The 26,099-nt window shown below is 61.2% G+C and carries 25 protein-coding genes and 1 pseudogene; 13 read left to right on the forward strand and 13 right to left on the reverse strand.

Annotated elements, in window-relative coordinates:
• The 7 genes and pseudogenes from G486_RS23800 to G486_RS24180 form a co-directional block, all read left to right on the forward strand.
• Positions 1-863 (forward strand): RHS repeat domain-containing protein (locus tag G486_RS23800; RefSeq protein WP_211233814.1); only part of this gene is annotated, 863 nt, incomplete at its 5' end.
• Positions 864-869: 6 nt separating this feature from the next.
• Positions 870-1,322, forward strand: coding sequence for a hypothetical protein (locus G486_RS24170; RefSeq protein WP_156920099.1), 453 nt, complete (start codon positions 870-872; stop codon positions 1,320-1,322).
• Positions 1,323-1,373: 51 nt separating this feature from the next.
• Positions 1,374-2,461: pseudogene (locus G486_RS22820) on the forward strand (IS5 family transposase).
• Between the two features lie 178 nt (positions 2,462-2,639).
• Complete coding sequence (locus tag G486_RS0118690) at positions 2,640-3,113, forward strand: hypothetical protein (RefSeq protein ID WP_211233815.1); 474 nt, start codon at positions 2,640-2,642, stop codon at positions 3,111-3,113.
• 278 nt (positions 3,114-3,391) lie between these two features.
• The gene (locus G486_RS24175) at positions 3,392-3,784 is read left to right on the forward strand and encodes a hypothetical protein (RefSeq protein WP_156920100.1); all 393 of its coding nucleotides are present in this window, start codon (positions 3,392-3,394) and stop codon (positions 3,782-3,784) included.
• 129 nt (positions 3,785-3,913) lie between these two features.
• On the forward strand, positions 3,914-4,399 hold the full coding sequence (locus G486_RS23805; protein ID WP_281171923.1) for an RHS repeat domain-containing protein: 486 nt from the start codon (positions 3,914-3,916) through the stop codon (positions 4,397-4,399).
• 7 nt (positions 4,400-4,406) lie between these two features.
• The gene (locus G486_RS24180; RefSeq protein ID WP_156920101.1) at positions 4,407-4,853 is read left to right on the forward strand and encodes a hypothetical protein; all 447 of its coding nucleotides are present in this window, start codon (positions 4,407-4,409) and stop codon (positions 4,851-4,853) included.
• 713 nt (positions 4,854-5,566) lie between these two features.
• Here G486_RS24180 and holA read toward each other — a convergent pair.
• From holA to leuS, 3 genes are all read right to left on the reverse strand, one after another.
• Positions 5,567-6,628 (reverse strand): DNA polymerase III subunit delta, encoded by a 1,062-nt coding sequence (holA, locus tag G486_RS0118705; protein ID WP_027016903.1) that lies wholly within the window; start codon positions 6,626-6,628, stop codon positions 5,567-5,569.
• A gap of 195 nt (positions 6,629-6,823) precedes the next feature.
• Complete coding sequence (locus G486_RS0118710; RefSeq protein ID WP_027016904.1) at positions 6,824-7,333, reverse strand: LPS-assembly lipoprotein LptE; 510 nt, start codon at positions 7,331-7,333, stop codon at positions 6,824-6,826.
• Between the two features lie 189 nt (positions 7,334-7,522).
• Positions 7,523-10,231 carry a leucine--tRNA ligase gene (leuS, locus tag G486_RS0118715; RefSeq protein WP_027016905.1) on the reverse strand — a complete coding sequence of 903 codons (2,709 nt, stop codon included), beginning with the start codon at positions 10,229-10,231 and terminating at the stop codon, positions 7,523-7,525.
• Positions 10,232-10,604: 373 nt separating this feature from the next.
• On the opposite strand from leuS, the gene G486_RS0118720 reads away from it, so the two are divergent.
• On the forward strand, positions 10,605-11,795 hold the full coding sequence (locus G486_RS0118720; protein ID WP_034388459.1) for a mechanosensitive ion channel family protein: 1,191 nt from the start codon (positions 10,605-10,607) through the stop codon (positions 11,793-11,795).
• Between the two features lie 77 nt (positions 11,796-11,872).
• On the opposite strand, the gene G486_RS23195 is transcribed toward G486_RS0118720, so the two are convergent.
• The 6 genes from G486_RS23195 to G486_RS0118750 form a co-directional block, all read right to left on the reverse strand.
• Positions 11,873-13,528: a GDYXXLXY domain-containing protein gene (locus G486_RS23195; protein ID WP_051303675.1), complete on the reverse strand. Its 1,656-nt coding sequence runs from the start codon at positions 13,526-13,528 to the stop codon at positions 11,873-11,875.
• On the reverse strand, positions 13,525-14,520 hold the full coding sequence (locus G486_RS23200; protein WP_051303676.1) for a DUF2157 domain-containing protein: 996 nt from the start codon (positions 14,518-14,520) through the stop codon (positions 13,525-13,527). The genes G486_RS23195 and G486_RS23200 overlap by 4 nt, the downstream gene beginning before the upstream one ends.
• Positions 14,521-14,702: 182 nt before the next feature.
• Complete coding sequence (locus tag G486_RS0118735) at positions 14,703-15,134, reverse strand: ExbD/TolR family protein (protein ID WP_027016908.1); 432 nt, start codon at positions 15,132-15,134, stop codon at positions 14,703-14,705.
• A gap of 20 nt (positions 15,135-15,154) precedes the next feature.
• Positions 15,155-15,832: a MotA/TolQ/ExbB proton channel family protein gene (locus G486_RS0118740; RefSeq protein ID WP_027016909.1), complete on the reverse strand. Its 678-nt coding sequence runs from the start codon at positions 15,830-15,832 to the stop codon at positions 15,155-15,157.
• A 15-nt stretch (positions 15,833-15,847) separates the two neighbouring features.
• Entirely contained in the window at positions 15,848-16,690 is an 843-nt protein-coding gene (gene dapB, locus G486_RS0118745) for a 4-hydroxy-tetrahydrodipicolinate reductase (protein ID WP_027016910.1), read from the reverse strand.
• Positions 16,691-16,813: 123 nt separating this feature from the next.
• On the reverse strand, positions 16,814-17,359 hold the full coding sequence (locus G486_RS0118750) for an outer membrane protein assembly factor BamE (RefSeq protein ID WP_027016911.1): 546 nt from the start codon (positions 17,357-17,359) through the stop codon (positions 16,814-16,816).
• Between the two features lie 154 nt (positions 17,360-17,513).
• Here G486_RS0118750 and fur point away from each other — a divergent pair, with 154 nt between their 5' ends.
• From fur to G486_RS0118765, 3 genes are all read left to right on the forward strand, one after another.
• The gene (gene fur, locus G486_RS0118755; protein WP_027016912.1) at positions 17,514-17,939 is read left to right on the forward strand and encodes a ferric iron uptake transcriptional regulator; all 426 of its coding nucleotides are present in this window, start codon (positions 17,514-17,516) and stop codon (positions 17,937-17,939) included.
• A 158-nt stretch (positions 17,940-18,097) separates the two neighbouring features.
• A complete protein-coding gene (locus G486_RS0118760; protein ID WP_027016913.1) occupies positions 18,098-19,660 on the forward strand; it encodes a DUF1800 domain-containing protein in 1,563 nt (520 codons plus the stop codon).
• 11 nt (positions 19,661-19,671) lie between these two features.
• The gene (locus G486_RS0118765; protein ID WP_027016914.1) at positions 19,672-20,889 is read left to right on the forward strand and encodes a DUF1501 domain-containing protein; all 1,218 of its coding nucleotides are present in this window, start codon (positions 19,672-19,674) and stop codon (positions 20,887-20,889) included.
• On the opposite strand, the gene hprK is transcribed toward G486_RS0118765, so the two are convergent.
• The 3 genes from hprK to hpf form a co-directional block, all read right to left on the reverse strand.
• Entirely contained in the window at positions 20,886-21,842 is a 957-nt protein-coding gene (gene hprK, locus G486_RS0118770; RefSeq protein ID WP_027016915.1) for an HPr(Ser) kinase/phosphatase, read from the reverse strand. The genes G486_RS0118765 and hprK overlap by 4 nt on opposite strands.
• An 18-nt stretch (positions 21,843-21,860) precedes the next feature.
• Positions 21,861-22,334, reverse strand: coding sequence for a PTS sugar transporter subunit IIA (locus G486_RS0118775; protein ID WP_027016916.1), 474 nt, complete (start codon positions 22,332-22,334; stop codon positions 21,861-21,863).
• Positions 22,335-22,495: 161 nt separating this feature from the next.
• On the reverse strand, positions 22,496-22,858 hold the full coding sequence (gene hpf, locus G486_RS0118780) for a ribosome hibernation-promoting factor, HPF/YfiA family (RefSeq protein WP_027016917.1): 363 nt from the start codon (positions 22,856-22,858) through the stop codon (positions 22,496-22,498).
• A gap of 343 nt (positions 22,859-23,201) precedes the next feature.
• Here hpf and G486_RS0118785 point away from each other — a divergent pair, with 343 nt between their 5' ends.
• On the forward strand, positions 23,202-24,125 hold the full coding sequence (locus tag G486_RS0118785) for a phosphoribosylaminoimidazolesuccinocarboxamide synthase (RefSeq protein WP_027016918.1): 924 nt from the start codon (positions 23,202-23,204) through the stop codon (positions 24,123-24,125).
• Between the two features lie 217 nt (positions 24,126-24,342).
• Positions 24,343-24,930 carry a DJ-1/PfpI family protein gene (locus G486_RS0118790; protein WP_027016919.1) on the forward strand — a complete coding sequence of 196 codons (588 nt, stop codon included), beginning with the start codon at positions 24,343-24,345 and terminating at the stop codon, positions 24,928-24,930.
• 60 nt (positions 24,931-24,990) lie between these two features.
• On the opposite strand, the gene trxA is transcribed toward G486_RS0118790, so the two are convergent.
• Positions 24,991-25,947, reverse strand: a complete 957-nt coding sequence (gene trxA, locus G486_RS0118795) for a thioredoxin (protein ID WP_027016920.1) — start codon at positions 25,945-25,947, stop codon at positions 24,991-24,993.
• Between the last annotated feature and the right edge of the window lie 152 nt (positions 25,948-26,099).

Here is a 26,099-nt window from a genome sequence, read left to right on the forward strand (position 1 = left end):
TACCGCCCGTACCGGGCGCCGGCTCGGGCTATGAAAAAGCCCAGATCAACAAGCGCAATGCCGAGCGCGGCTATGGCACCACGCTCTATGCCTGGGACGGAGACACCCTGGCGCTGGAGCGCGACTCCCAAAGCCAGACCGATTATCTTTATGCGCCAGGCAGTTTTACGCCCATGGTGCAGAGCAAACAAAGCCCCGATCACCCCAAACCAGAGCTGGCCTGGTACCAGTGCGACCATCTGGGCACGCCCATGGAGCTCACCGATGCCCAAGGGAAAACCATCTGGGAAGCAGACTACGGAGCGTTTGGGCGGGCCAGGGTGGATGCAGGCAGCACCACCAGTAACCACATCCGCTTCCCGGGCCAGTACCATGACGAAGAAACAGGGCTGCATTACAACCGCTATCGGTATTACGAGCCGGAGACGGGGAGGTATTTATCTAAGGATCCGATTGGATTGGAGGGGGGTATAAATAAGTTTGGATATGTTAGTGGAAGTCCTCTTCTGATTATTGATCCTCTCGGATTGGTTGAAGGCGTCGATCAATGGTATGGTTATGAATCGGATAAAGAATTTCAAGATTGGTGGCATAAAAATAAAAAATCCCCATGGTTTGAATCTTCAGAGCCAGGTTTTAATAAAAAGAAACCATATGATATTCCAAATAAAGAGTGTGCAGATAGAGTAAAAGAGTATTATGATTGGCAAAAATCTGAAGAGGAGGCGGAGAGAAAAAGGCGACAAAGTAATGGGCCTCGTCCTGAGCGGATGCGTGGCGAGAAGAAACCCAAGCATCCTTCCACTAATGATTTACTCCGTGGTGGAAGAGGTGGGGGGCGTGGAGTAAGGGGTCTGGAGTAATTAATAATGAGCTTCAAAAATATCTCGGCAAGAAATGATAATTATCATTGTATCTTGGTTGTTGAATCAAATGATTGTAATGAAATATTACAAGCAATGCTACCAAAACGAGTGAAGCGTATGAAAATAAAGGATCGCGACTCTCCTGAAGAGATGGTGGCTCTTGCAAAAAAATATAGCCTTGGATTTCCCGCCTTGTCAATTCCATTTCGATATTCTGGAATTCTCTCCTCTTCGGGGTTTGTCAAGGGGCCTAATTTACTGGCGCATATAGAGTGGATTTTTTCTAATTTCAAACCAGAATTTAAATTAACGGAGTGGAGTAGTTCAGGTGCTAGCTACGAGCTATCGTTCGCTTGGTGGGGAGGGCTTGGAACTGCATATGGCCCAATGATTTCACCAGAGTTAGCCGATATTTTGACAAAACATCGTATTCCACTGGAAATAAGTATTTATTAAGGGAACCTCTAAAAACTTCGCAACGCTCAGAGCAAGCCCGACAATCCTCAGATGAGCCATCTACCTTCGCGCAGTGCCGTCAAAGTTGACCTGTTTGCCAGCGCAGCGCACAAACAAAAGATGGCGGCCTTGGGTGACCCGCTGCAGCGCATTGCCGGACACATCGACTTGACCATCTCACACAGGTCATTGACGAGTTGCTGCCCCGTGGTGATGCTCGCAAGGGCGGACGTCCAACCTACCCCACGGCGGTCATGGTTCGCATTCTGGTGCTCAAGTACCTGAACAATCTCAGCGACGAGCAACTCGAATACCAACTGCTTGACTGCATGAGCTACCAGCGCTTTTGCCTGCCCACCATCCCGGATCGCAACACCATCTGGCTCTACCAGCAGCGCCTGGGCGTTGATGGTGTAACGGCGCTCCTGCAAGCAGTGAATGGCCAGTTGCTCGCTCACGGCTACCTGGCACGCTGCGGCCAAATCATCGATGCCACTTTGGTGCCGGCTCCTATCCAGCGCTTCACCAAGGAGGACAAAGAGCAACTTGCACAGGGCAAGACGCCCGAGGATTGAAGTCAAGCCAAGCGCCGGCAAAAAGACCTGGGCGCCACCCACACTAAAAAGCACGGCAAGAGCTACCACGGCTACAAGCTCAGCATCAACGTGGACGTCAAGCACAAGTTCATCCGTAAGATCGTCACCGGCACGGCCAGCGAGCACGACAGCACGCACTTTGACGAGGTGCTCGACGAGCACAACACGAGCCGCGATGCCTATGCCGACAAGGGCTACCCCAGCGCGCAGCGCAGCGAAATGCTCAAGACGCTGGGCTATCGTGAACACATCCAGCGCAAAGCCAAGCCTGGCCAGCCCTTGAGCGAATGTCAGAAACAGCGCAACAAGCGCATTGCCAAAATCCGAGTCCGTGTCGAGCATCCGTTTGCTCAAGTGCATCACATGGGCGGCAAGCTCATTCGTACTATCGGCCAGGCCCGTGCCACGGTGGCCATGACCATGATGGCCACCTGCTACAACCTCAAGAGCTTGGCCATGTTTCTGGAAAACGAGGTGGATGCGTTCTACAAGAGCAGGCCCCAAAAGAGCGAGGTTCGCCTGCTAGGGAGCATTGGCGGATAGAAGAGGCAATAAATGCCTCTGGATGGCCTTCAATTGCTTAAAACATGAGCAACGCAAAGGCTCCATGCTGACTTTGGCCTTCGCTGCGATACAAACAATGGTTTTTGGAGCTTCCCTTTACATGCACTTCAGGATGCAACATCTCCTGCTCACGCAGGATTTCAAGAGTGGAGCGGAAATGAAGGAAAAATTGAGCAAATTAATCATGCAAGAAAAGAAATATTTGTTCCAGATGAAGACAGTGCAATTTTTCAAGTTACAAGGAGAGCTTGGGAGGCATTTAAAAGAGAAGATATTGATGGATTTTCATGTCCGTGTGAATAGACTTCACACAAAATTATTATTATTTTTATTATTTTATTTTTCCCATTTTAATTATGCATTCGCTCTGGGGGATATAATTGCTCTATATGATGCATTAATTACCTATATTGCATTTTTCATTTCACTTTTTTTGATAATTTCAAAACTCAGATCAGTTTTCAGAATTAAAGCAATTTTATTATTTTTAATTTGTTTTTTTACAGACTTTATCGTATCTTTAAAAGTTACTTTTCAAGAATATAGAAAATCGATAATCATATTTACTTTTTTCAATACTTTTTTATTGCTTTTTTATATTTTTTATCAAATAAAGAAGCAAAATAAATGAATGTGCAATATAGCTATCAGGCAAATGCAAAGCATTGCCCCCATATTTCACCAAATTTAATGTTGGTGCAATTGTGAGCTCAGCAATAGGTGATGCGCTTTGTGGCGTAATTGCCCCAGGAGCATGGGGAACTAGGTTCACAGGGTCTTTGGGCAGCGAAGTGACGCAAAGAGCTATCGCAGGGCTCCCAGGATCTGGGCTCTCCTCAACGATTAGCTTGACTGAAAATCGAATGAGAGCAAGCGATAAAAAGTGTGGATGCAACAATGAATACTGACATGCATTGGAAAATATCTGCAGCGGTGGGAAGCGGAGGCTTTGCTTTTTTCCTTTATTTCGCATGGAAATCCTGGATTTATTTCAACACAATCGGCGATATAACAGGATTTACTATATTAGGAGTGTCCGCTCTTATATTTTTGCTGGCTGCAGGCTTTCATTGGTATATGGCTGTAGGATTCAAGGTTGGGAGGCTTAATTTAGTTACAGGCTCGTTATCTTCCGCGACCTTATGGCGAGGTGATAGCATCGTCATTGCGACAACAAAAATTCAATTTATTCGAAAGCTCAATGTCGATAATTTAAACCTAGCGGAAGACAAGCGCTTCGTTTTCTTTTTAAGTTCTTATAGACCATGGGTGTGCACAGAGAAAAATTTTCAGGTTCTATAAAGCTGCAAGAAGGGGTTTGATCATGATGATGACACCCTGGCGCTGGAGCGCGATCCCCAAGGGCAAACTGATTACCTTTATGCGCCAGGCATGCAAAGCAAATAAAGCGCCGATGACCCCCTACCAGAGCTGGCCTGGTACCAGTGCGACCATCTGGGAACACCCATGGAGCTCACCGATGCCCAAGGGAAAACCATCTGGGAAGCGGACTACGGCTCGTTTGGGCGAGCCAGGGTAGATGCAGGCAGCAGGATAAAAAACCATATTCGCTTCCCGAGCCAGTACCATGACGAGGAAACAGGACTGCATTACAACCGCTATCGGTATTACGAGCCGGAGACGGGGAGGTATTTATCTAAGGATCCGATTGGGTTGGAGAGGGGTAAAAATCAGTTTGGCTATGTGGATGGCAATCCGTTGAGCTTCGTTTATCCAACAGGAGAAATTGCCATTGCCCCAGTAATTGTTTGGGGCCTCCCAATCGTTGACGGAATCGTCTGGGGATTGACAAAAAAACCCCGTTGGCCGCCATGGGGCGGTGGCGATGAGAATACTGGCGGCGAACCTTGCCCCAAGAAAAACAAGGAGGCTTGTATTCGTACCTATGCGAATTGAGTGAACTATGGCTGGGGAGGAAATTGCCAAGCGTGTCTTGATAAATGCATTGCATCCGGCTCGGGAGACTGGCCATTTCACCAGTGCAAGCCCAAAAATAACGGAGGTATGTGTGAGTCTCAATGATCTTCGATCTGCATTCAAGCTTTTGTCGGACTTTAAGAGTGGAGAATTTGAGCCAGGTACAGAAATTAGCAATGAACAAGTGCTATTGCTGGATTCGCTTTGCAAGGATCTTTTGCCAGGGGAGATTTTTTCCTTGGATGACCTGGATGTTCTAATTCATAAAATGGCACGCGCTGATAGTGAATGGAATAAAAAGTCCCAAATCGTCATTGATCGGTTTTACACTTTAAGAAGCATGGGGAAAATAGCTGAGGCCCATGAAGTCAAGAATGAATTTATCAGTATTTGCCCCTCTCTCTGGTATCGTGAAATCGTTGAAGTTTTATAGGGCGTACTCCAAATAATAACTCTGAAAAATTAATAGTGAGCCACTAGAAAAAAGACACCTGCACCCCGTCAGCGGTAAAATTTGCGGGATTGCAGGTGGCTTCTTCTTTTAGCCGCTGGGTGGTTGTGCGCTATACCTTCTTGCCCTTTGCCTTGGAGGTGTCGGTGCGTGGCAAGAGGCGCAGTTCAATTGCCTGGAGCTCAAACCTATGCGATCCCATGAGGAGGCTCAATACCACCCGAGGTTCTTGATGCCTTAACTCCATTTGAGCCACCCAATGTGCCATGAAAACAAAGACCGCTCACAATCCACTTATTTACAAGCGAACGACCATCATATGGAGTGTTTTTGTTTTAATTCATTTGATATACGATCTCATCGTTTGGGGCAAGCATCCTCCGAGTGATGAGGTTTATGCAAATGGTGTTGGATTTCAAATTATTGCTTTTACCGTGAGCACTTTCCCATGCTGGCTAATAGGCTTGCTATTACTTCTCTGTATTGAATTTGCGCTATTTGGACAACATAAAAAAACGAATAATATAATTTAAACTTGTTTTCAAGAATCGGCTGGTTTATGTTCCATCTCATATGGAAGTCGATTGCGCAGAACATTTTTGAGAAAATTAAGAAAAATTCTCAACGACAAGAGCGAGCGGCTTTAAATCCGAAGTGCAACACCACAGCAGATATTCCAGTTCAATGAATCGAAATCAGGCATGCAAGTCCGGCGCACAAGCCTGCCCCAGCTCCATGGCCAGGCGCCGCAGGGCCTGCCAGCCGTCGCGGGGCCAGCCTTCGCTGGGCAGGCCTTTGACTATGCCGTCCACCGCATGGGCGGCTTGCAGCAGTTCGGCTGCCTGTTTGTCGCTCAGGCGCGGCAGCAGGCGCTCATAGAGCTTTTCCTTGGCGCCCCAGATGCGCTGGGCGCGCAGCGCCATGGGCAGGGGCTGGCCTGCGGCTATGGCGGCCTTGACGCGGCAGATGGCGCGTATGTCCTCGGCCAGGGCCCAGTGCACCAGCACCTCGGCCTCGCCTTCGGCCTGCAGGCCGTCGAGCATGCGTGAGACGCGTGCCAGTTGGCCTGCGAGCACGGCCTCGGAGAGCTTGAACACGTCGTAGCGCGCCACGTTGAGCACGGCCTGCTCGATCTGCGCCAGACCCAGCTCGCCCGCAGGATGCAGCAAGGCCAGCTTTTGTATTTCCTGGTGGGCGGCCAGCAGATTGCCTTCCACGCGGTCGGCAAAAAACTGCAGGGCGCGCTGGCCTTCCTCGCCCGCGACCACGCGCTGGCCCTGGGCTGCGAGGCGCTGGGCGATCCAGGCCGGCAGTTGGCCGCGCTCCACGGGGTCGATCTGGATGCTCACGCCCTCGGCATCCAGGGCCGAAAACCAGGCGCCGGTCTTCGTGGCCTTGTCCAGGCGGGGCAGCATGACCAGGGTCAGGGTTGAATCGTTGCCGCGCGCGCCCTGGGCCAGTTGCTGCAGGGCCGCGCTGCCGTCCTTGCCGGGCTTTCCCGAGGGGATGCGCACTTCCACGATCTGCTTGTCGGCAAACAGGCTCAGCGAACCTCCGGCTGCCAGCACCCCGCTCCAGTCGAAATGCGCACCGGCCACGGTATGGCTGCTGCGCTCGGTATAGCCGGCCGTGCGCGCGGCTGCGCGTATGGCGTCGGCCGCCTCCTGCTGCTGCAAAGGCTCGTCGCCATGCAGGATGTAGAGCGAGCGCAGGCCCTTGGCCAGATGGGCGCTTAACTGGTTCAGGGCAAGTTGCATGAATACTCGTCAAATACGGCTGTAGCGCCCGTCCATCAAGCGCTAGCAGCTATCAAAATAATCAAACCCAGCCGCTTATGCCCGGCACATGGCTTGATACCGGCGAGGCTCGGCTCCGGGACATCGAGCAAGGGCCGCCCCGCAGCGAGGATGTCGTCCCCCGCCCGAAGAGAGCGGGGGAAGCGGCGCAGCCGCTCAGGGGGTCAAACTCTTTACCGCCGCCAACCGCCGCAGCAACTGCTGAACGATGTCGGTGCGCATGTCCTTGTAGAGCATGGCCTCTTCGGCCTCCTTGGACAGGGCCTGGGTTTCGTTATAGGTCACGTCGCGGTGCTGGCGGATTTCGGTCTCGGCAATGGGCTCGTCGCCATTGGGCGTCTTGAGCCGAAAGCGCACAAAAAGCCGCAATTGCAGCTCGCGGATCTGGCCCGCAGCGTTCATGCCCACGATATAGCGCTCCTGGCGCTCGCTGATCAGCTCGAAGATGGCCTCGGCCTGGTCGGGCGAATCGGGGTCGCGCATGAGCTTGAGCTTGTCGCTGGCACTGGCCAGGTTGCGCTGCAGCTCGCGCGCCACCAGGGAGCCACGCGGCGCCTGGATGTAGAGCGAGCTGAACACGAAGCTGGGCACGCCCCGCAGGCGAAAGCCGCAGGCCCCCAGCAAGGGCGCCAGGGCCAGGGCGGTGAGCAGCGTACGTTTTTGCATGAACTGTTCTTTCATTCAAAGCACCCTACAGGCGAGCACGCCAGGCCTTGGGTACCGGGCTGCCCCTGAGCACCGGTATCGCCACTGTCGCCAGAGACATCCAGGGCAAGGGCGGCCCCGCAGCCAGGGTGTCCTCCCTCTTCCGCCAAGCGAGAGAGGGGGCGTTGCACAGCCTCAGGGGGTGCATATTCAAATCACCACATTCACCAGACGCCCGGGCACCACCACCACCTTCTTGGGCGCGGCGCCATTGGCAAACTTCTGGAAGTCTTCGTTGGCCAGGGCCGCAGCTTCGATCTGCGCCTTGTCGGCCTGGGCCGGCACGCGGATGGAGCCGCGCAGCTTGCCGTTGACCTGCAGCATCAGCTCCAGCTCGTCCTGCACCAGGGCCGATGCGTCCACCTGCGGCCAGGCCGCATCCAGCAGATCGCCCTGCTTGTTGGCGTAACCCAGCTCGCTCCACAGCACGTGGGCCAGGTGGGGCGTGGCGGGGTAGAGCACGCGCAGCAAGATGCCAAAGCCTTCGATGGCGGCGATCTGGCCGTCGGCCGTGTCCGTGGCCTTGAAGGCCTCCAGCGCGTTGATCATCTTCATCGCGCCGGACACCACGGTGTTGTACTGCATGCGCTGGTAGTCGTATTCCACCTGCTTGAGCACGGTGTGAATCTCCAGGCGCAGCGCCTTGGCGTCCTTGCCGAACTGCACCTGCGACAAGTCGGTCAGGCCGTTGGTGGCGGCGCTGGCGGCTTCATAGTCCAGCGTCAGCAGCTTGCTGCCGAAGTTGTAGACGCGGCGCAGGAAACGGTAGCTGCCTTCCACGGCGGCGTCGTTCCACTCCAGCGTCAGCTCGGGTGGCGAAGTGAACATGGTGTACAGGCGCGCCGTGTCGGCGCCGTACCTGCCGATCAGCTCCTGCGGATCGACGCCGTTGTTCTTGGACTTGGACATGGTGCCCACGCCCTCGTAGTCGATGGCTGTGCCCACGGGCAGCATGCCGTCGGCGCTGTCCACTTCGACCTTGAGCCTGGCACCGATGATCTTGCCCGTCTCGTCCAGCACATGCTCCACATCCTTGGGCCAGAAATATTCCTTGGCGCCCTTGGCCGTGCGGCGGCTGTAGATGTGGTTGAGCACCATGCCTTGCGTGAGCAGCTTGGAGAAGGGCTCGTCCGCCTTGACCAGGCCCAGATCGCGCATGACCTTGGTCCAGAAGCGCGCGTACAGCAGGTGGAGAATCGCGTGCTCGATGCCGCCGATGTACTGGTCCATGGGCATCCAGTAATTGGCTGCGTCCTGGCCCACCATTTGCTCGCTGTTCTTGGCGTCGCAATAGCGCATGAAATACCAGGACGAGTCCACAAAGGTGTCCATGGTGTCGGTCTCGCGGCGCGCGGCCTTGCCGCAGCAGGGGCAGACCACGCCGGCGTGGAATTCCTCGCTCTTGACCAGGGGGTTGCCCGAGCCGTCCGGCACCAGGCCTTCGGGCAGCACCACGGGCAGGTCTTTTTCCGGCACGGGCTGGGGGCCGCAGTCCTCGCAATGGATGATGGGGATGGGCGTGCCCCAGTAGCGCTGGCGGCTCACACCCCAGTCGCGCAGACGCCAGGTGGTTTTCTTCTCGCCCAGGCCCTTGGCGGCGACCAGCTCGGCCACTTTGTCCACCGCCTGCACATGGTTCAGGCCGTCGAGCACGCCCGAGTTCACGCACACGCATTTTTGCTTGTCGCCATACCACTCGGCCCAGGCGTCGGTGCTGAAGGTCTCGCCCGCGACCGCCACGACTTGCTGAATCGGCAGGCCGTACTTCTTGGCAAACGCAAAGTCGCGCTCGTCATGGGCGGGCACGCCCATCACGGCGCCGTCGCCATAGCTCATCAGCACATAGTTGCCCACCCAGACTTCGACCTGCTTGCCGGTGAGGGGATGGGTGACGAACAGGCCCGTGGGCATGCCCTCTTTTTCCTTCAGTGCCAGCTCGGCCTCGGTGGTGCCGCCTTTTTTGCATTCTTCAATGAAGGCAGCCAGCTTGGCATTGGTGACGGCAGCGTGGGCGGCCAGCGGGTGCTCGGGGGCCACGGCGCAGAAGGTCACGCCCATGATGGTGTCGGCACGCGTGGTGAAGACGAACATCTTGCCGTCCTGGATCAGCTCGCCATCGGCATTGCGGATGTCGTGGGTAAAGGCAAAGCGCACGCCGGCGCTCTTGCCAATCCAGTTCTCCTGCATCAGCCGCACCTTGTCGGGCCAGCCGTTCAAGGTCGCTTGCTCACCGCCGACCTGCACATGGTCCAGCAGCTCCTGGGCATAGTTGGTGATGGCTAGGTAGTAGCCGGGGATCTCGCGCTTTTCCACGGGCGCGCCGGTGCGCCAGCCACGGCCGTCGATGACCTGCTCGTTGGCCAGCACGGTCTGGTCCACCGGGTCCCAGTTGACGACCTGGGTCTTGCGGTAGGCAATGCCTTTTTCCAGCATCTTCAGGAACAGCCACTGGTTCCACTTGTAGTAGTCGGGGTCGCAGGTGGCGAACTCGCGGCTCCAGTCGATGGCCAGGCCCATGGCCTGCATCTGGCCCTTCATGTAGGCGATGTTGTCGTAGGTCCACTTCGCCGGCGGCACCTTGTTCTTCAGTGCCGCGTTCTCGGCCGGCAGGCCGAAGGCGTCCCAGCCCATGGGCATCAAGACGTTAAAGCCCTTCATGCGCAGCTGGCGCGTGAGCATGTCGTTGATGGTGTAGTTGCGCACATGGCCCATGTGCAGCTTGCCGCTGGGGTAGGGCAGCATGGAGCAGGCGTAGAACTTGGGCTTGGACTGGTCCTCGGTCACGCGGTAGGCGTCCTGGGCATTCCAGTGGTCTTGCGCAGCGCGCTCGACCTCGATGTGGTTGTATTTCTCTTGCATGTTGCGGCGGCCCCCTGGGGCCGGACATAGGTGGATGGCCGGATTCAACCGGCGATTTTAGGCCCCAGGCCCGAATCCGTACGTGCGGGGCCACAAGCCCGCAGCCCTGGCTCCAGCATGCCCCCGGCCGGACTTGCCCCGACGCGCCGCTGGGAAAAGCCGGTTTTGCTTATGCTTGGGGCTGTCTTTGGCGCCACGCGCCCGCCTCCCCCCATCGCCGACCCAGGCTTGCGCAGGGAGACTGCCCGCTTTACAGGCCATGGAACACATGGGCTGCGGTTGCGACGCGATGCAACCGGCGCCTTGCTCAAACCCCACCCTCAGGAGTCGTTTCTTGCTGAACTGGTCTTTGATTTCCGATTGGGAACCTTGGATGCAAACCTTGACCGCGCTGTGCGCCCTGGCCTTGCTGGCCTTTGCCACAGGCTTTGTGGCGCGATGGCTGCTGCTGCGCGTGGTCCAGCGCCTGCGCTCGGTCCAGACCGCCAACTGGGCGCGCATGATGCTGCACGAAGAGGTGCTCAAGCGCCTGGCCAAGGCCACGCCCTCGCTCATGGTGCAGTTGGGCGTGCAGACCATTCCCTACCTGCAGCCCCAGTGGAGGACGCTGATCGGCAACCTCGCGGTCTCGTTCACGATCTACCACTTCGCACGCGTGATCGGCACCCTGCTCGATGCCATGAACCAGGCCCACGAGCGCGAGGAAGCGCGCAAGGCCACGCAGACCCGCTCCATCAAGAGCTATGTGCAGCTGGGCAAGCTGCTGGTCTACATGCTGGCCACGGTGCTCATCGTGGCCACGCTGGTGGACCGCTCGCCGCTGCTGCTGCTCTCGGGACTGGGCGCAGCTTCGGCCGTTCTCATGCTGGTCTTCAAGGACACCATCATGTCCTTCGTGGCCGGCGTGCTGCTGGGCAGCAACGACATGCTGCGCGTGGGCGACTGGATAGAGATGCCCCAGGTCGGCGCCGATGGCTTCGTGATCGACATCGCCCTGCACACCGTCAAGGTGCAGAACTGGGACAAGACCATCACCACGGTGCCCACCTGGCGCCTGATGAGCGACAGCTACAAGAACTGGCGCGGCATGTTCGAGTCCGGCGGACGCCGCATACGCCGCGCCATGAGCATCGATGCCCACAGCATCCACCTGCTGACCCCGGCCGAGTACCAGCGGCTCGCATCGCTGGAGCTGCTGCAGAACTACTGGAACAGCAGCCTGCATGGCGCCGACCCGCGCCAGGCCAGCAATCTCGCGGCCTTCAAGGCCTATGTCCAGGCCTATCTCGTGGCCCACCCCGGCATCCACAAGGCGCCCAACATGTTCATGCTGGTGCGCACCATGGAGCCCACCGCCATGGGCGTGCCGCTGGAAATTTACTGCTACACCGCAACCACGGTCTGGGTCGAGTACGAGGCCATACAGGGCCAGGTCTTCGATCACCTGATCAGCATGCTGCCCGAGTTCGGCCTGTGCCTGTACCAGCGCTCCTCGGACTACAACCAGCACTACCCGGCACCGTCCTATGCAGAGCGTTACAAACAGCTCGAAGCCAATGAATAAGTGAGCTGGTAGCGCTTGCTCTCACTTGATTTCAGCAATAAATGCATCTGAAAACCAATGATGACAAGCGCTAGCAGCTATTCTTTTTTCATCTCCACGGGAATCGGCCGCCCCTGGTCGTCGGCCAGGCCCACCAGCAGCGCGCGCCCGTCGGGCAGGGCCCGGAAGTCGCCATAGCGCGCCTGCTCGAAGCGCTGGCCCTGGCCCTCGGGAAAGAAATAGGCATCGGTGACCAGCACCCAGCCGCCCTTGAGGCGCTTGAGCGGCAGCAGGATCTCGCCCGCTCCCAAGGCCTTGCCGGACCTGGCCAGGCGCAGCACCGTAGCCACGCCCTTGTCGTCCAGGCTGGCCACCACCTGGGCCGTGGCCGCCAGACCCTGCTCGTCCAGCGCCTGCACGATGGCCGAAGGCAGATCGAAGCGCAGACTCATATAGTCGCCCTGCATCAGGGAGCGCGGATCCACGGGCACCAGTGGCATCAGAATCGGCTGGCCCTTGGCGACCACCGCCTCCTTGCCTGCCACGTCCCAGTTCACCAGGCCGAAAACCAGCACGGAGCCAAGCAGCAGTCCTGCGAGCACATGGCGCTGGCGGGTCGCAGGCCCGGCAGCGAAGACCGGCTCCCCGGCGGCGGGCCGCATCCAGACCCGCGTCAGGCCCAGCCCCAGCAGCAAGGCCCCGCCCAGCAGAGCCAGGCCCAGGCCCTTGTAGGCCAGCGGCCAGCTCAAGAGATAGTAGAACTGCCCCAGCTGCCACAGAGCGCCGAGCGCACAGAGCACCAGAATGCGCCAGCGCGCGCCGACGGCGGCCACGGCCGCAACCGCCGCCAGCACGGCCATGGAGGGACTGAACCAGGCGCAGACCGCGAGCGCCAGGCCCGCCAGGACCAGCAAGGCCTGGGCTTGGGGCTCCAGCCTCGCGGTCTTGCGCCAGCGCCACAGCAGCCCGGCCAGCACGCCCAGGGTCAGCAGGGCCGAGGTCGCCTGCCAGAACGACCTGGACCCCACGGCATGCCAATCCTCTGCCAAGCTCAGCAAGACTGCGGACTTGCCCCAGCCGGCCATCACCGAAGCCACCAGACCGACGACAGCCGCATCGGCAAACACCGCCCAGCCGACAGCGCCCGGCCTTTGCAGCACCCCGGGCTCGCGCATGATCCACACGCCCCAGGCCAGGGCCAGGATCAGGCCCGTCGGGTGCAGCGGGGCCAGCAGCATGAACTTGCCCGCAGCCGCCAGCAGGCCCGCATACAAAGCCGCGCCGAAGACCACTCCCAGGATCTGCCGCACCCACAGCGCCGCCGTCATGGACGCCGCCAGCAGCTGGACCAGGGCGACCAGGCCGCAGATCACCGTCAGACCGAGCATTTCATGGCGCACCCAGTCGCCAATGCGTATGCCCACCAGAATCTGGCCCGCCCCCAGGAATACCAGGGCCAGGCACAGCACGAAGATCGGCGCCTCCCCCCTGAGCATGGCCGCTGCCCCGGCAATCATCAGGGTCCCGAGCACAACCCCTCCCAGGCCCTGGGTCAGCAAGCGCTCCATGCCCAGGCCCAGAAAGAGCAGCCCCAGCAGCAGGGCCGAGCAGACCACGGCACCCAGCATGGCCAGAACGATCACGAACACCGAAGGCTCGTCCGCCGCTGCCGCATCTGCCTCGGCATCGCCTTGCACCAGGCCACGGCTGCGCGCGGCCTCCCACCAGACAGGCGTATGGGAAAAGAACTTCATGCGGCCTCCTCTTTTTCACGCGCCCAGGCCTGGGCACGCATGCGCCGCTGGGCGGCCAGCAAACCCGTGACCGAGGCCCACAGGCCGGCCAGACCCAGCATCAGGCAGAGAAACAGCGCTCCCGCGACATCGTGGAACTCGATCACACGCAGCAAGGCGCTCATGGCCAGCACATTCGCGGCCAGGGTAGCAAGACACAGGCTGGGAAAATCCTGCAGGCGGCTTTGCAACGACAGATAGGCCGTGCCCGCCGTCAGCGCACAGGCCATGGCGAACACCACAAAGCCCCGGGCCTCATGGAACCAGTGGCTGACGCCGTAGGTACACCAGATCATGAGCACCAGCGCCAGACCCAGGCGATGCGAGATGCGCCCCAGCCCCCGGGCGCAGGCAATCCCCCGCAGGCGCGAGACCAGCCAGGGCACCAGGGCCAGGCCCAGCCACAGCAGCATTTGCGGCACCACGACCGACAGCGGCTCGGGGTCGGAGAGCAGCAGATCCAGCCCATGGATACGGCCCTGCCAGCTGGCCAAGCCCATGGCGCCCACGAGCATCCACAAAGTCCACAGCAGATCGCTGCGCGCGATCAGCGTCCAGAGCAGCGACAGCGCGGCCCAGGTCGCAAACAGCTGCCAGGCATCGGCGCCGGTCTGGTAGGTCTGGCCCACAAAGGCCAGCAAGCCGCCCAGCACCAGATGCGCGCACAGCAGCGCCGCCAGACGCGCGCGCGGCCACAGGCAGGCGGCGGCAATGCTCAACGCCAGGGCGGCCTCGATCAGCCCCAGCTTGAACATGCGCGTCTGCTCCTGCCAATTGGCGGCAATCCAGAAAATCAGCCCCGAGGCCAGCAACAGCCCGGCCACCAGCAGCAGGCCCCAGCGCAGCCGGTGCGCGAGGGCGGCAGGCTCGCCGGGCGAAGTCGCCAGCGCGTAGAGTTGGCGGGCATCTGCCGCATCCAGCCCTGCAGCGGCCTTGTACAAGCTTTGATCCATTGAAATCAGCTCCTCTCTGCGCGCATGCCTTGAGTGCATGCGCAATACCGGCGCACTGTAACAAGGCCCGCCACCCACCGGCAGGCCGCATCGGGCAAGTATTGTCAGGAGATACGCAAGGCACTGCAGCACCGCACCCGGCGCTCAGGCCGTGCTCACGTTCTCAGAGCGTGTTCACGATCTCAGGGCTTTTCGGGCTCGGTCACAAAGGCGATGCGCGTCAGCCCCGCGGCATGGGCCCAGCCCATGAGCTCGACCACCCGGCCATAGGCGAGCCGGGTATCGGCGCGCAACTGGATCTCGGCGTCCGCATCGCTGCGACTCAACTGCTCGAACCTGTGCTTCAGGCCCTGCTCGTCCACAACCTGGCCTTGCAGCCGGATCTCGCCCCCGGCATCGATCTCGACCAGCAGTGCATGCGCACCACCCGCCTGGCTCTGGGCTTTGGCGCCCTCGGCCCTGGGCAGCTGCAGCCGCAGGCTGGCTGCGAGCATGGGCGCAGCCAGAATGAAGATCACCACCAGCACCAGCATCACGTCGACCAGGGGTGTGACGTTGATTGCATGCAGAGGCTGATGCCCCCTGCCCTGGTTGCCGAACCGTCCGAATGCCATGGCCTGGGCTGCGCCTGCGACTAGGGCGCCGGCGAGGCGGCCTCGGCGCTGCCGAACATGGCCTGCAGATCATGGGCAAAGCCCTCAAGCAGGGCTTCGAGCTCGGCCGCAGAGCGCCCGAACAGGTTGTAGGCCAGCACGGCAGGCAGGGCCACGGCCAGGCCGGCTGCCGTCATGACCAGGGATTCGCCCACGGGCCCGGCCAGTTGCTCGATGCCGACCGGACCGCTGCCCGCGAGCTGGGCCAGCGCCTGGTGTATGCCCCAGACCGTGCCCAGCAGGCCCACAAAGGGCGCCGTGGCGCCCACGGTAGCCAGCAGGGTCTGGCCCCACTGGATCTGGCGGCTCGCACGGCCCAGCCCTTCGCGCAGGCCGCGCGTCAGCCGGGCAGACAGCGCGCCCTGCCCGGCCAGGGCTTCGGTGGTCGTGGCAGCCAGCGCCGCATCCACGGCCTGGACCAGCGGCATGACCAGCTCCTGCCGGTCCCAGGCCCTGGCCTGCTCCGCAGCCTGGGCCCTGTCGGGCGCCTGCCAGAAAGCGGCAATCGCCTGGGGCAGGCTGCGCCGCCCCTGAAGCAGCAGCCAGAACCTGGACAGCATGACCACCCAGCTGGCCAGCGACAGCAGCAGCAGCAGGGCCGCCGTGGCACGTGCGACGGCATCCGCCTGCGAGAACCAGTGCCAGAGTTCGCCGCCCATGCTGCATGGCTCCGATCAGTTCAGGCCCAGCACGTCATACATGTCGTATTGCCCCGTGCTCTTGTCGGCCAGGAAGCGCACGGCACGCAGGCTGCCCTGGGCATAGCCCGCGCGGCTGCTGGATTTGTGCGAGATCTCGATGCGCTCGCCCGTGCCTGCGAACAGCACCGTATGGTCGCCCACGATGTCTCCGCCGCGCACCGTGGCAAAGCCGATGGTGTCGGCCTTGCGCTCGCCCGTATCGCCGTAGCGCTCATAGACCGCACGGTCCGCAAGCCGGGTGCCCTGGGCTTCAGCAATGACTTCGCCCATCTTGAGCGCCGTACCCGAAGGCGCATCCACCTTGTGCTTGTGGTGGGCTTCGACGATCTCGATGTCATAGCCTTCGCGCAAGGCCTTGGCCGCCATCTCCAGCAGCTTGAAGGTTACGTTCACGCCCACGCTCATGTTGGGCGACAGGATGAGCGCCGTCTTGTCCGCATGGACGGCGATGCGGGCTTTTTGCTCCTCGGAAAAGCCCGTGGTGCCGATCACCACCTTCACGCCCAGCTCGGCCGCCACGGCCAGATGGGCCAGCGTGCCTTCGGGACGCGTGAAATCGATCAGAAAGTCGGCCTTGGACAGGGCCGAGCGCAGGTCGCTCTCGATCTGGAGCCCGCTGGGCTGGCCCAGAAAGGCCGAGGGGTCACTGCCCAGCGCAGCACTGCCCTCATGGTCCAGGGCAGCAGTCAGAGCGCAGTCCGGACTTTGCAGTATGGCCTCGATCAGCATGCGTCCCATGCGCCCCGAGGCACCGGCCACGGCCACGCGCAAAGGCTGCTGGTTGCTGGAAGAAGAGGAAGGGGAGATGACTGTCATATCAAGAGGCAGGGCAAAAACCGGATGGGTTGCAAGGTGAAATTCCGCGCGGGCGGCCAACTAGCAACCTGCTGGCGGACGCCAGACTTGTCTCAGGCCATGGGCCTAGGCTGCGCGTCCTGCCTAGTAGGCTCCGGACTCCAGCGGGGGATAGCTGGTCGCCGCTGGAGGCGGCTCGGGCTGCGCCAGCTCTTCGGGCTGGGGGGCGGGAAAGCGGGAGAGCTGGGCATCGGTGGCTTCGAGCACCGGCACCTTGCCCTGGCTTTTCTTGGAGCCCAGGCTGGCCACGAACTCGGCTTCGGAAGGCATTTCATCGCCTTCGGAGCGCGTGAACAAATCGCCCTCGAAGAACACCGTGAGCTTGCGCACCTGGGGCTCCAGACCTGCGCGCTTGATGGTGAATATGTATTCCCAGCGGTCGCCATGGAACACACTGGTCACCAGGGGCGTGCCCAGAATATCGCGCACCTGCTGGCGGCTCATGTTCGGCTGCAAGGCCTCGACCTGCTCGCTCGAGACGAAGTTGCCCTGCACCACCTCCACCTTGTAGGGAGTGACCATGGAGGCAACATTGTGGGCCGCGCCATTGAGACTGCTGCAGCCCGCCAGCGCTGCAGTGACCAGGATCGGCAAGGCAAGGGCTACACGGCAACGAGCTTGAATATGCATGGGTACTGGCATAAGGATATGATCTGAGCCATTGTAGCGGCTGGTCCCGAGGGCTCCCGATGATTCCACGACCCCGGCGCCAGGGCCATTTGTCAGCCACCCGGCAGCTGTCATCGGAGCTGCACCGGCATACGGCACCTCAAGAGACCCTGACATGAAGAACATCGACGAACTCAAAAGCACCGGCCTCAAGGCAACCCTGCCCCGTCTGAAGATTCTGGAAATCTTCCAGAAAGGCACTCAGCGCCACATGACGGCTGAAGACGTGTTCCGCGTACTGCTGGACGAACGCTCGGACATCGGCCTGGCCACGGTCTACCGCGTTCTTACGCAATTCGAGCAGGCCGGCATTCTGCTACGCAGCAACTTCGAAAGTGGCAAGGCCGTCTACGAGCTCAACGAAGGCCAGCACCACGACCACTTCGTCTGCACCAGCTGCGGCAAGGTCGAGGAGTTCTACGACGCCGAAATCGAAAAGCGCCAGACCCTGATCGCCAAGTCCATGGGCTGGGTCATTCAGGACCACTCCATGGCCCTGTACGGCCAGTGCGCCAGCTGTGCCACACGCGCCAGCAAGTAAGCAGCACCGGACACAGAACCCCAAGCGGAGCCTGAATGGCTCCGCTTTTTTTGGCTTTACCCGAGGTTTACGCAAAACCGTGGACACGGGCCGGCCACTGGCGTTGAATATCCAGGCGGTCCATGCCCGGATCGTGCATCAACCTGCCCCGCATCCTCATGCGCCAGATGTCACCTCTTGCCCGCTGGAGCTGCGCCCTTGGCCTGAGCCTAGCCGCCGGCTGCACTTCGTTGCCGGCAATGCATGGCGCTGCGCCTGCACTTCAGGCCGCGCACCCCAGCCTGCCCGAGACGCGGCTCAGCCCCACCGAAGCCCTGCAGTGGCTGGATCGCGTGGGCTGGGGCGCCACCGGGCAGGACCTGGTCGAGCTTCAGCACCTGGGCCTCAAGTCCTGGCTGGCCTGGCAGCTCGCGCCTGCGCCAGATGCCTTGCCCCCCGCAGTCGAACAGCAAATAGCCTCCCTGAGCATCAGCCGCCAGCCCATGCCGGCCCTGCTCCAGGAGCTGGATGCCCGGCGCCTGGCCGTGAAAAACGCTGTATCCCCCGAGGACAAGACCAGACTGCAGCAGGCGCTGCAGCGCAGGCTCAACCAGTTGGGCACCGAAGCCCAGCAACGCTTTGTGCTGCGCGCTCTCTACTCCCGGGCACAACTGCAGGAAAAAATGAGCTGGTTCTGGCTCAACCACTTCAGCATCAGCATGCGCAAGGCCGACTTGCGTGCCTGGGCCGGCGACTATGAAGAACAGGCCATACGACCCCATGCCCTCGGTAATTTCCGCGACCTGCTGGGAGCCACGCTGCGCCACCCGGCCATGCTGCGCTACCTGGACAACGCCAGCAACGCCGTGGGCCGCATCAACGAAAACCATGCACGCGAGCTGCTGGAATTGCACACCATGGGCGTGGGCAGCGGCTATACCCAGGCGGATGTACAAGCAATGGCGCGCATTCTCACGGGCGCCGGCATCAATCTTCAGCCAGCCGGAACGCCTCCCCCCAGGCTCCAGCCCAAGCGGCAAGCCGACTATCTGCGCAGCGGATTCTTCGAGTTCAACCCGGCCCGCCACGACTACGGCCCCAAGCGCTTTCTGGGCCGCCCCATGCAGGCGCATGGCATGGCAGAGATCGAGGAAGCCCTGGACCGGATTGTTGCCTCGCCCGCCACGGCCCGGCTGATTGCATACAAGCTGGCCGTATTCCTTGTGGCCGACGAGCCGCCGCCCGCCCTGGTGGAGCGCACGGCCCTGGCCTTCAGGACAAGCCATGCGGATATCGCGGCCACAGTGGCGGCCCTGCTCACGGCTCCGGAAGCCGCGCACTTCGGCCAGAAATACCGCGACCCGCTGCACTATGTGCTGGCCTGCACGCGCCTGGTCGCCAATGGGCGGATCGCGGCCGATGCCATGCCAGTGCTCAACTGGGTCCGGCGCCTGGGCCAAGCACCCTATGCCCACGAAACACCTGAAGGCTATCCGTTGCGCCAATCAGACTGGGCCGGACCCGGGCAAATGGCGGCCCGCTTTGAAGTCGCACGCCAGATTGCCACGCGCAGCACGCTGCTGTTTCGCGCCGATCCAAAGGCTTTGCTTTCAGAGCAGGACTGGCTTGGGCAACGCCTGGATCAATGGAGCCCTGCAAGCCAGGCAGCACTCGCCCAGGCACGTGATCCTGTCGACTGGAGCGCATTGCTCCTGTCGACGCCCGAGATGATGTACCGCTGAGGCCTATCTTCATGCAACGCCGTCACCTGCTGCACTGGGCCAGCGCCCTGCCCTTGACCGGATACATGGACCGTCTGCAGGCGGCCCTGCCCGGTGCCGGCACACCGCGCCTGCTCGTGGTCTTTCTGCGCGGTGCCTACGACTGCTGCAGCCTGCTGGTACCCACGCACAGCGACTATTACTGGGCGGCAAGGCCAACGATCGCCATTGCCCGGCCCGGGCAGGCCTGCGGCGCCCTGGCCCTGGACGGGCAATGGGGCCTGCACCCGGTGCTGGAGGACTGCATCTACCCGCTGTTTCAAAACGGCCAAGCCTGTTTCATCCCGTTTGCAGGCATTGACGATTTGTCGCGCAGCCATTTCGAGACCCAGGACGCCATCGAACTGGGCCAGCCGCCCGGTGGCCACAGAAACTACCCATCCGGTTTTCTGAACCGCCTGGCCCAGGTGCTGGCCCGGGGCCGCCCCAGCACCCCCGTCATGCCCATGGCCTTTACCAGCCAGTTGCCGCTGGTGCTGCGTGGCCGGCAACAGGTGGCGAACATGGAGCTGCGCTCGGTGACCAAGCCCGGCATAGACGAGGCGCGCAGCCGCCTGATCGCATCCATGTACCAGGGCACACCTTTGGAGGCTGCCGTGCACGAAGGCTTTGCCGTGAGCCACGCGGTGCAAAACAGCGTGCAGCAGGAAATGGAGCAGGCCGGGCGCAACGCCATCAGCCCCCGGGGCTTTGCGCTCGTGGCCCGGCGCATGGCCGCACTCATGCGCGAGCGCTTCGACCTCGGCTTTGTAGACGTGGGCGGCTGGGACACCCATATCAACCAGGGCGGATCCAGAGGCCCATTGGCCAACCGGCTCCGCGAGCTGGGTCAGGGCCTGAGCAGCTTTGCCCAGGAAATAGGCCCCGAGCCCTGGCGCCATACCGTGGTCGTGGTGCTCAGCGAGTTCGGCCGCACCTTCCGCGAAAACGGCAGCCAGGGCACGGACCATGGCCATGGCACGGTGTACTGGCTGCTGGGCGGTGGGCTCTCCTCCAGCGCAGGCGGGCGCATCGTCGGCGAGCAGATCGAGCTGGGCGAGAAAAGCCTGTTCCAGAACCGCGACCACCCGGTGCTCAACGAATACCGCGCCGTGCTCGGCGGCCTGTTTGCGCGCATGTACGGGCTGAATGCACAGCACATGCAACAGGTGTTTTCAGGGGTTTCCCCCAGAGACCTGCAACTGGTCTAGAACGTGTCGCCGCTCTCCATGGCGCGGCGATGGCGCTGCACGAACTCCTGGTAGGTGTCTATGCCCCGCAGTTGCAGGATGGCATTGCGCACGGCGGCCTCGACCAGCACGGCGATGTTGCGGCCAGCGACCACCTGGATGATGACCTTGCGCACGGGCACGCCCAGCACGTCCTGGGTCAACGGTTCGGAGGGCAGGCGCTCGTATTCGCGCTCCATGGTCTCCTTGCGCACCAGGTGCACGATGAGCTTGAGCCGCATCTTGCGGCGCACCGCCGTCTCACCGAAGATGGCGCGAATATCGAGCAGGCCGATGCCGCGCACCTCCAGCAGGTTCTGCAGCAGATCCGGGCACTTGCCCTCGATGGTGGTCTGGTTGATGCGGTACAGGTCCACGGCATCGTCGGCCACCAGGCCGTTGCCGCGCGTGACCAGCTCCAGCCCGAGCTCGCTCTTGCCCAGACCGGACTCTCCGGTGATCAGCACGCCCATGCCCAGAATGTCCATGAACACGCCGTGCATGGTCGTGCGGTCGGCAAAATGCTTGGACAGGTAGGCGCGCAGCACATCGATCACAAAGGCCGACTGCTCATGGGTGGCGAACATGGGGATATGCGCGCGCTCGCACATGGACAGCAGCTCGTCAGGCGCGGTCTGTCCATCGGCCAGCACCAGCACGGGCGGCTCCAGCGTGACGATGCGTGCCACGCGGCGCTCGCAATCCTGGGTCGTGGCATTGGTCAGGTAGGCGACCTCGCGCTCGCCCAGAACCTGCAGCCGGTAGGGATGGATGTAATTCAGATAGCCGACGAGATCCGCGCCCGAGCGCGCCGAGCGCACGGCCATCTCGTCGAAGCGGCGCTCGGATGCGCCCAGCCCTGCAACCCACTCCCAGCGCAGACTGGTGCGGAACTCCTCGAACAGGACATCGGCGCTGATGGCACTGTGTCGCATGGCGAGGCAGGCTGCGGCTCAGACCAGCGGAGCGATCGAGGATTGCCAGCCCGCAATCATGCCGTGCAGGGCATCGGCATCGGTACAGGACTTGAGCCGCTCGCGCAACTGGCTGTCGCTGAGCAGCTCTGCAATCTCGGAGAGGATTTCCAGGTGTTTTTGCGTGGCGGCCTCGGGAACCAGCAAAAAGATCAGCAAGTTTACCGGCTGCTCGTCAGGAGCATCAAAGCCAATGGGCCGCTCCAGCTGGAACACGGCAGCCATGGGGGCAGTCAAACCCTTGATGCGCCCATGAGGAATGGCCACGCCGTGACCCAGGCCCGTGGACCCCAGGCGCTCACGTGCAAAAAGGCTGTCGGTAATCAGAGCACGCGAAAGGCCATGCAGGCTCTCAAAGAGCAAGCCGGCTTCTTCAAAGGCGCGCTTTTTGCTGGTGACATCGACGCTCACAAGCACTTGAGCGGCGGGCAGTATGGTGGCAAGACGGTTCATGGTTCGAGAAACGATTATGCACCGCTATCCCGAAAACTGTGGGGAAACCCTGACTCGGATCAAAAACCGCCCCGGAGGGCGGCTTGAAGAACAAGGCGCGGAAGTTATAGGCTGGAGCTCAAAAAATAACACGCCCGCTCGTGAATAGCCAGCTCCAGGCCTCAGGCAGACTGCATGGAAGGCGTCAGCCGCATGTCATCAAGGCGCTTGGCCGAGCCATGGCGGCTGCCTTGGGTACGCTGTTTGTAGCGCACAACAGCTCTGTCGAGCTTGTCGGCCAGGGCATCCACCGCCGCATACAAATCGAAGTGCGATGTCTCCACGAACAAATCCTGCCCCTTGACGCGCAGCATGCAGCCTGCGCGCTGGCGCTTTTCCTTCTCCTTTTGCTTGTGAACGGCCAGCAGGATGCGGACCTCCATGACCTGGTCGAAATGCCGAAGAATGCGTTCAAGCTTGGCCATGACGTAGTTGCGCAGCGAGGGGGTGACCTCCATGTGGCGACCGTTAATCGTCAGATTCATATCTCAACACTCCTGTGCTCTGGGTAACATTCGCCACCTCCCGACACGACCTGGATCAGGCCGGGCTTGGCGCTTGCAGGCTGGAATGCGCATTCATGTGCTTGCCGGGCCACTATGCGCTGCGCCGATCCCGAACGCAACGCCGGTGCGCGATAGCGTAGGCTCACGCAGGGCCATGCCCGGGGGTTTGTGGCAGCGAATGAATGCGCGCACAATAGGCCGGTTTGCCTACGCCCTGGCCCTCCCGACAGGTTCTTGCAAGGCCGCTAAAATCGCGTTTTTGCTTTGCCTCATTCAGGTCTTGCATGCCATGCACCATGGCTTTTTTGCTGATTTCCCATACATGACCAGCCAGCCCAGCTCTACCGCCCTGCACACTTCCAACATCGCCTCGCTGCCGCTGCTCGCGCGCGGCAAGGTGCGCGACAACTATGCCGTGGGCGAAGATCGCATTCTCATGGTGGCATCGGACCGTCTCTCGGCCTTCGACGTCATCATGGGCGAGCCCATTCCCGGCAAGGGCAAGCTGCTCACGCAGATGGCACTGTTCTGGTTCGACAAGCTGGGACACATCTGTCCCAATCACCTGACCGGAGAGGCGCCCGAGTCCGTGGTCACGGCCGACGAGCTGCCCCAGGTCAAAGATCGCTCCATGCTGGTCAAGCGCCTCAAGCCGGTGCTCATCGAGGCCGTGGTGCGCGGCTACCTGGCCGGCAGCGGCTGGCAGGAATACCAGGCCTCGCAATCGGTCTGCGGCGTGCCCCTGCCCGCCGGCCTGACGAATGCCGCCAAACTGCCCGAGCCCATCTACACCCCGGCGGCCAAGGCCGAGATGGGCGACCACGACGAGAACATCACCTATGAGCGCACCGTGGAGATGGTCGGCGAGAAGCTGGCCGCCCAGATCCGCGACACATCCATCCGCATCTACAAGGAAGCCGCCGCCATTGCGCTGGAAAAGGGCATGATCATTGCCGACACCAAGTTCGAGTTCGGCCTCGACGAGAGCGGCCAGCTGGTGCTCATGGACGAAGTGCTGACCCCCGACAGCTCACGCTACTGGCCCGTGGAAGGCTATGCCGATGCACTGGCCAAGGGCGAGAACCCTCCCAGCTACGACAAGCAGTTCGTGCGCGACTGGCTGGAGCAGGCCCAGGTCAACGGCAAGCTCTGGGACAAGAAGGCCCCGGCTCCGCGCCTGCCCAAGGAGGTCACGGACAAGACTGCGGCCAAGTACCGCGAGGCGCTGGAGCGCCTGACGGGCTGAGATCGCCCCGGCCGCCGCACGGCGACTCCGGTCTGTCTGAGGTTTCAGGCAGGGCCTGAAGAAAAAGTGAGCTGCTAGCGCTTGCCTACTCTTGAGTTCAGATGGTTTTCATGCTGAGATCAAGCATTAACAGGCGCTAACAGCTCACTTTTTTGATTTCATATCCAGATGCATGCTGCACTGCCACAATGGATCTTCCACATCTATGGAGGCGCTCATGACTGGCAAGAGGATTTTGATGATCTGCGGCGACTACTGCGAGGACTATGAAGTCATGGTCCCCTTCCAGGCCTTGCAGGCCGTGGGTCATACGGTGCATGCGGTCTGCCCCGACAAGAAGGCGGGTGAGCAGATCAAGACCGCGATTCACGACTTCGAGGGCGCGCAGACCTATAGCGAGAAGCCCGGCCACCACTTCACGCTCAATGCCGGCTTCGAGCAGATCAAGCCCGAGAAGTACGACGCCCTGGTGATTCCCGGCGGGCGCGGCCCCGAGTACCTGCGCAACTACGACGCCGTGCGCGCGGCCGTGCGTCACTTCTTCGACACCAGCAAGCCCGTGGCCGCCGTCTGCCACGGCGCCCAGTTGCTGGCCGGGGCCGGCGTGCTCAAGGGCCGCAGTTGCTCGGCCTACCCGGCATGCCGCGCCGAGGTCGAGCTCGCGGGCGGCATCTATATGGACATTCCCGTGGATCAGGCCCATACCGAAGGCAACCTGGTCAGCGCCCCGGCCTGGCCCGCACATCCGGCCTGGATTGCGCAGTTTCTGGCGCTGCTGGGCACCAGGATCACGCATACGCCTTGAGCGACCTTGCCCGCCCGTTCCCGCCGGGCGCGGGGCTGAAGACGGCCCCGGCCCCGCAGATCAGTTCAAGGCCATGCTCAGCTTGCGCCGGTAGCTGTTGAGCATTTGCGTGGTCTCGTCTTCCTGGGCGCCGTTCTTGCCCGTGAGCTCGATACCACCCGCCGTCTTGCCCGGCACGGCATCGGTTTTCTTGGGCTTGGGTGGGGTCAGCAGTTCCAGAATGCCCACGTAGAGCTTGCGCGCGGCCTGGCCGCTCCACTCCTTGTCGCGCATGATGATTTCCAGCAGCTCGTCCATGCAGGCCGTCCACTGGCCTTCGGCGGCCAGGGCTTGCGACTTGGCGAAGCGGGTATCGAAATCACGCTTGTTCTGGGCAATGGCGGCATCGAACCGGGCCAGTTCCCAGTTGCCGCGCTCGTCGTTTTGCACGAACAGCATGCATTGCAGCCATTGGCTCAAGGCCTCGAAGCGCGTGGCCTGGGGGATGCGCTTGAGCGGCTCGACCAGCAAGGCGGCCGCTTCCTCGTAGCCGCCCGTGGCGATCAGCAGGCGCACATAGTCAAAGCGGGCATCGTCATTGGCGGGGTCGGCGGCCAGCGCATCGGCCAGTTTTTGCAACGCTGCCTGGGTATCGCCCGACTCCAGCAACTGATGGGCCTCGTCGGCCTCGGCTTCGGCCACCAGCTCGCCTTCGGAGGGCAGGTGCTTGTCCAGAAACTCGCGCAGCTTGCCTTCGGGCTGAGCGCCCATGAAGCCGTCCACGGGCCGCCCGCCGATCATCAGAATGCAGGTGGGGATGGAGCGTATGCCGAACATGCCGGCCAGTTGCTGCTCCTGATCGGAGTCGATCTTGACCAGCTTGAAGCGGCCTTCGTAGGCAACCTCCAGCTTTTCGAGCAAAGGCCCCAAGGTCTTGCATGGGCCGCACCAGGGGGCCCAGAAGTCGACGAGGACCGGCACCTGCATGGAGGCGGCGACGACTTCGGCTTCAAAATTCTCTATGGTGACGTCAATCATGTGATCAAACCCTGTGACAAGTGGCGCAAGCGGGGCGCGAAGAATCGGCAGGCGCCCGGACGAGCCCGCCGACAGACGCAGACCGCCCGATTCTCCAGCAATTCGGCGGCCCGCCGGCGATAGCCCCCGATTACCGCAAAAGAGCACCTGTC

The organism is Comamonas composti DSM 21721, assembly GCF_000429845.1.
GTDB lineage: Bacteria > Pseudomonadota > Gammaproteobacteria > Burkholderiales > Burkholderiaceae_C > Comamonas > Comamonas composti.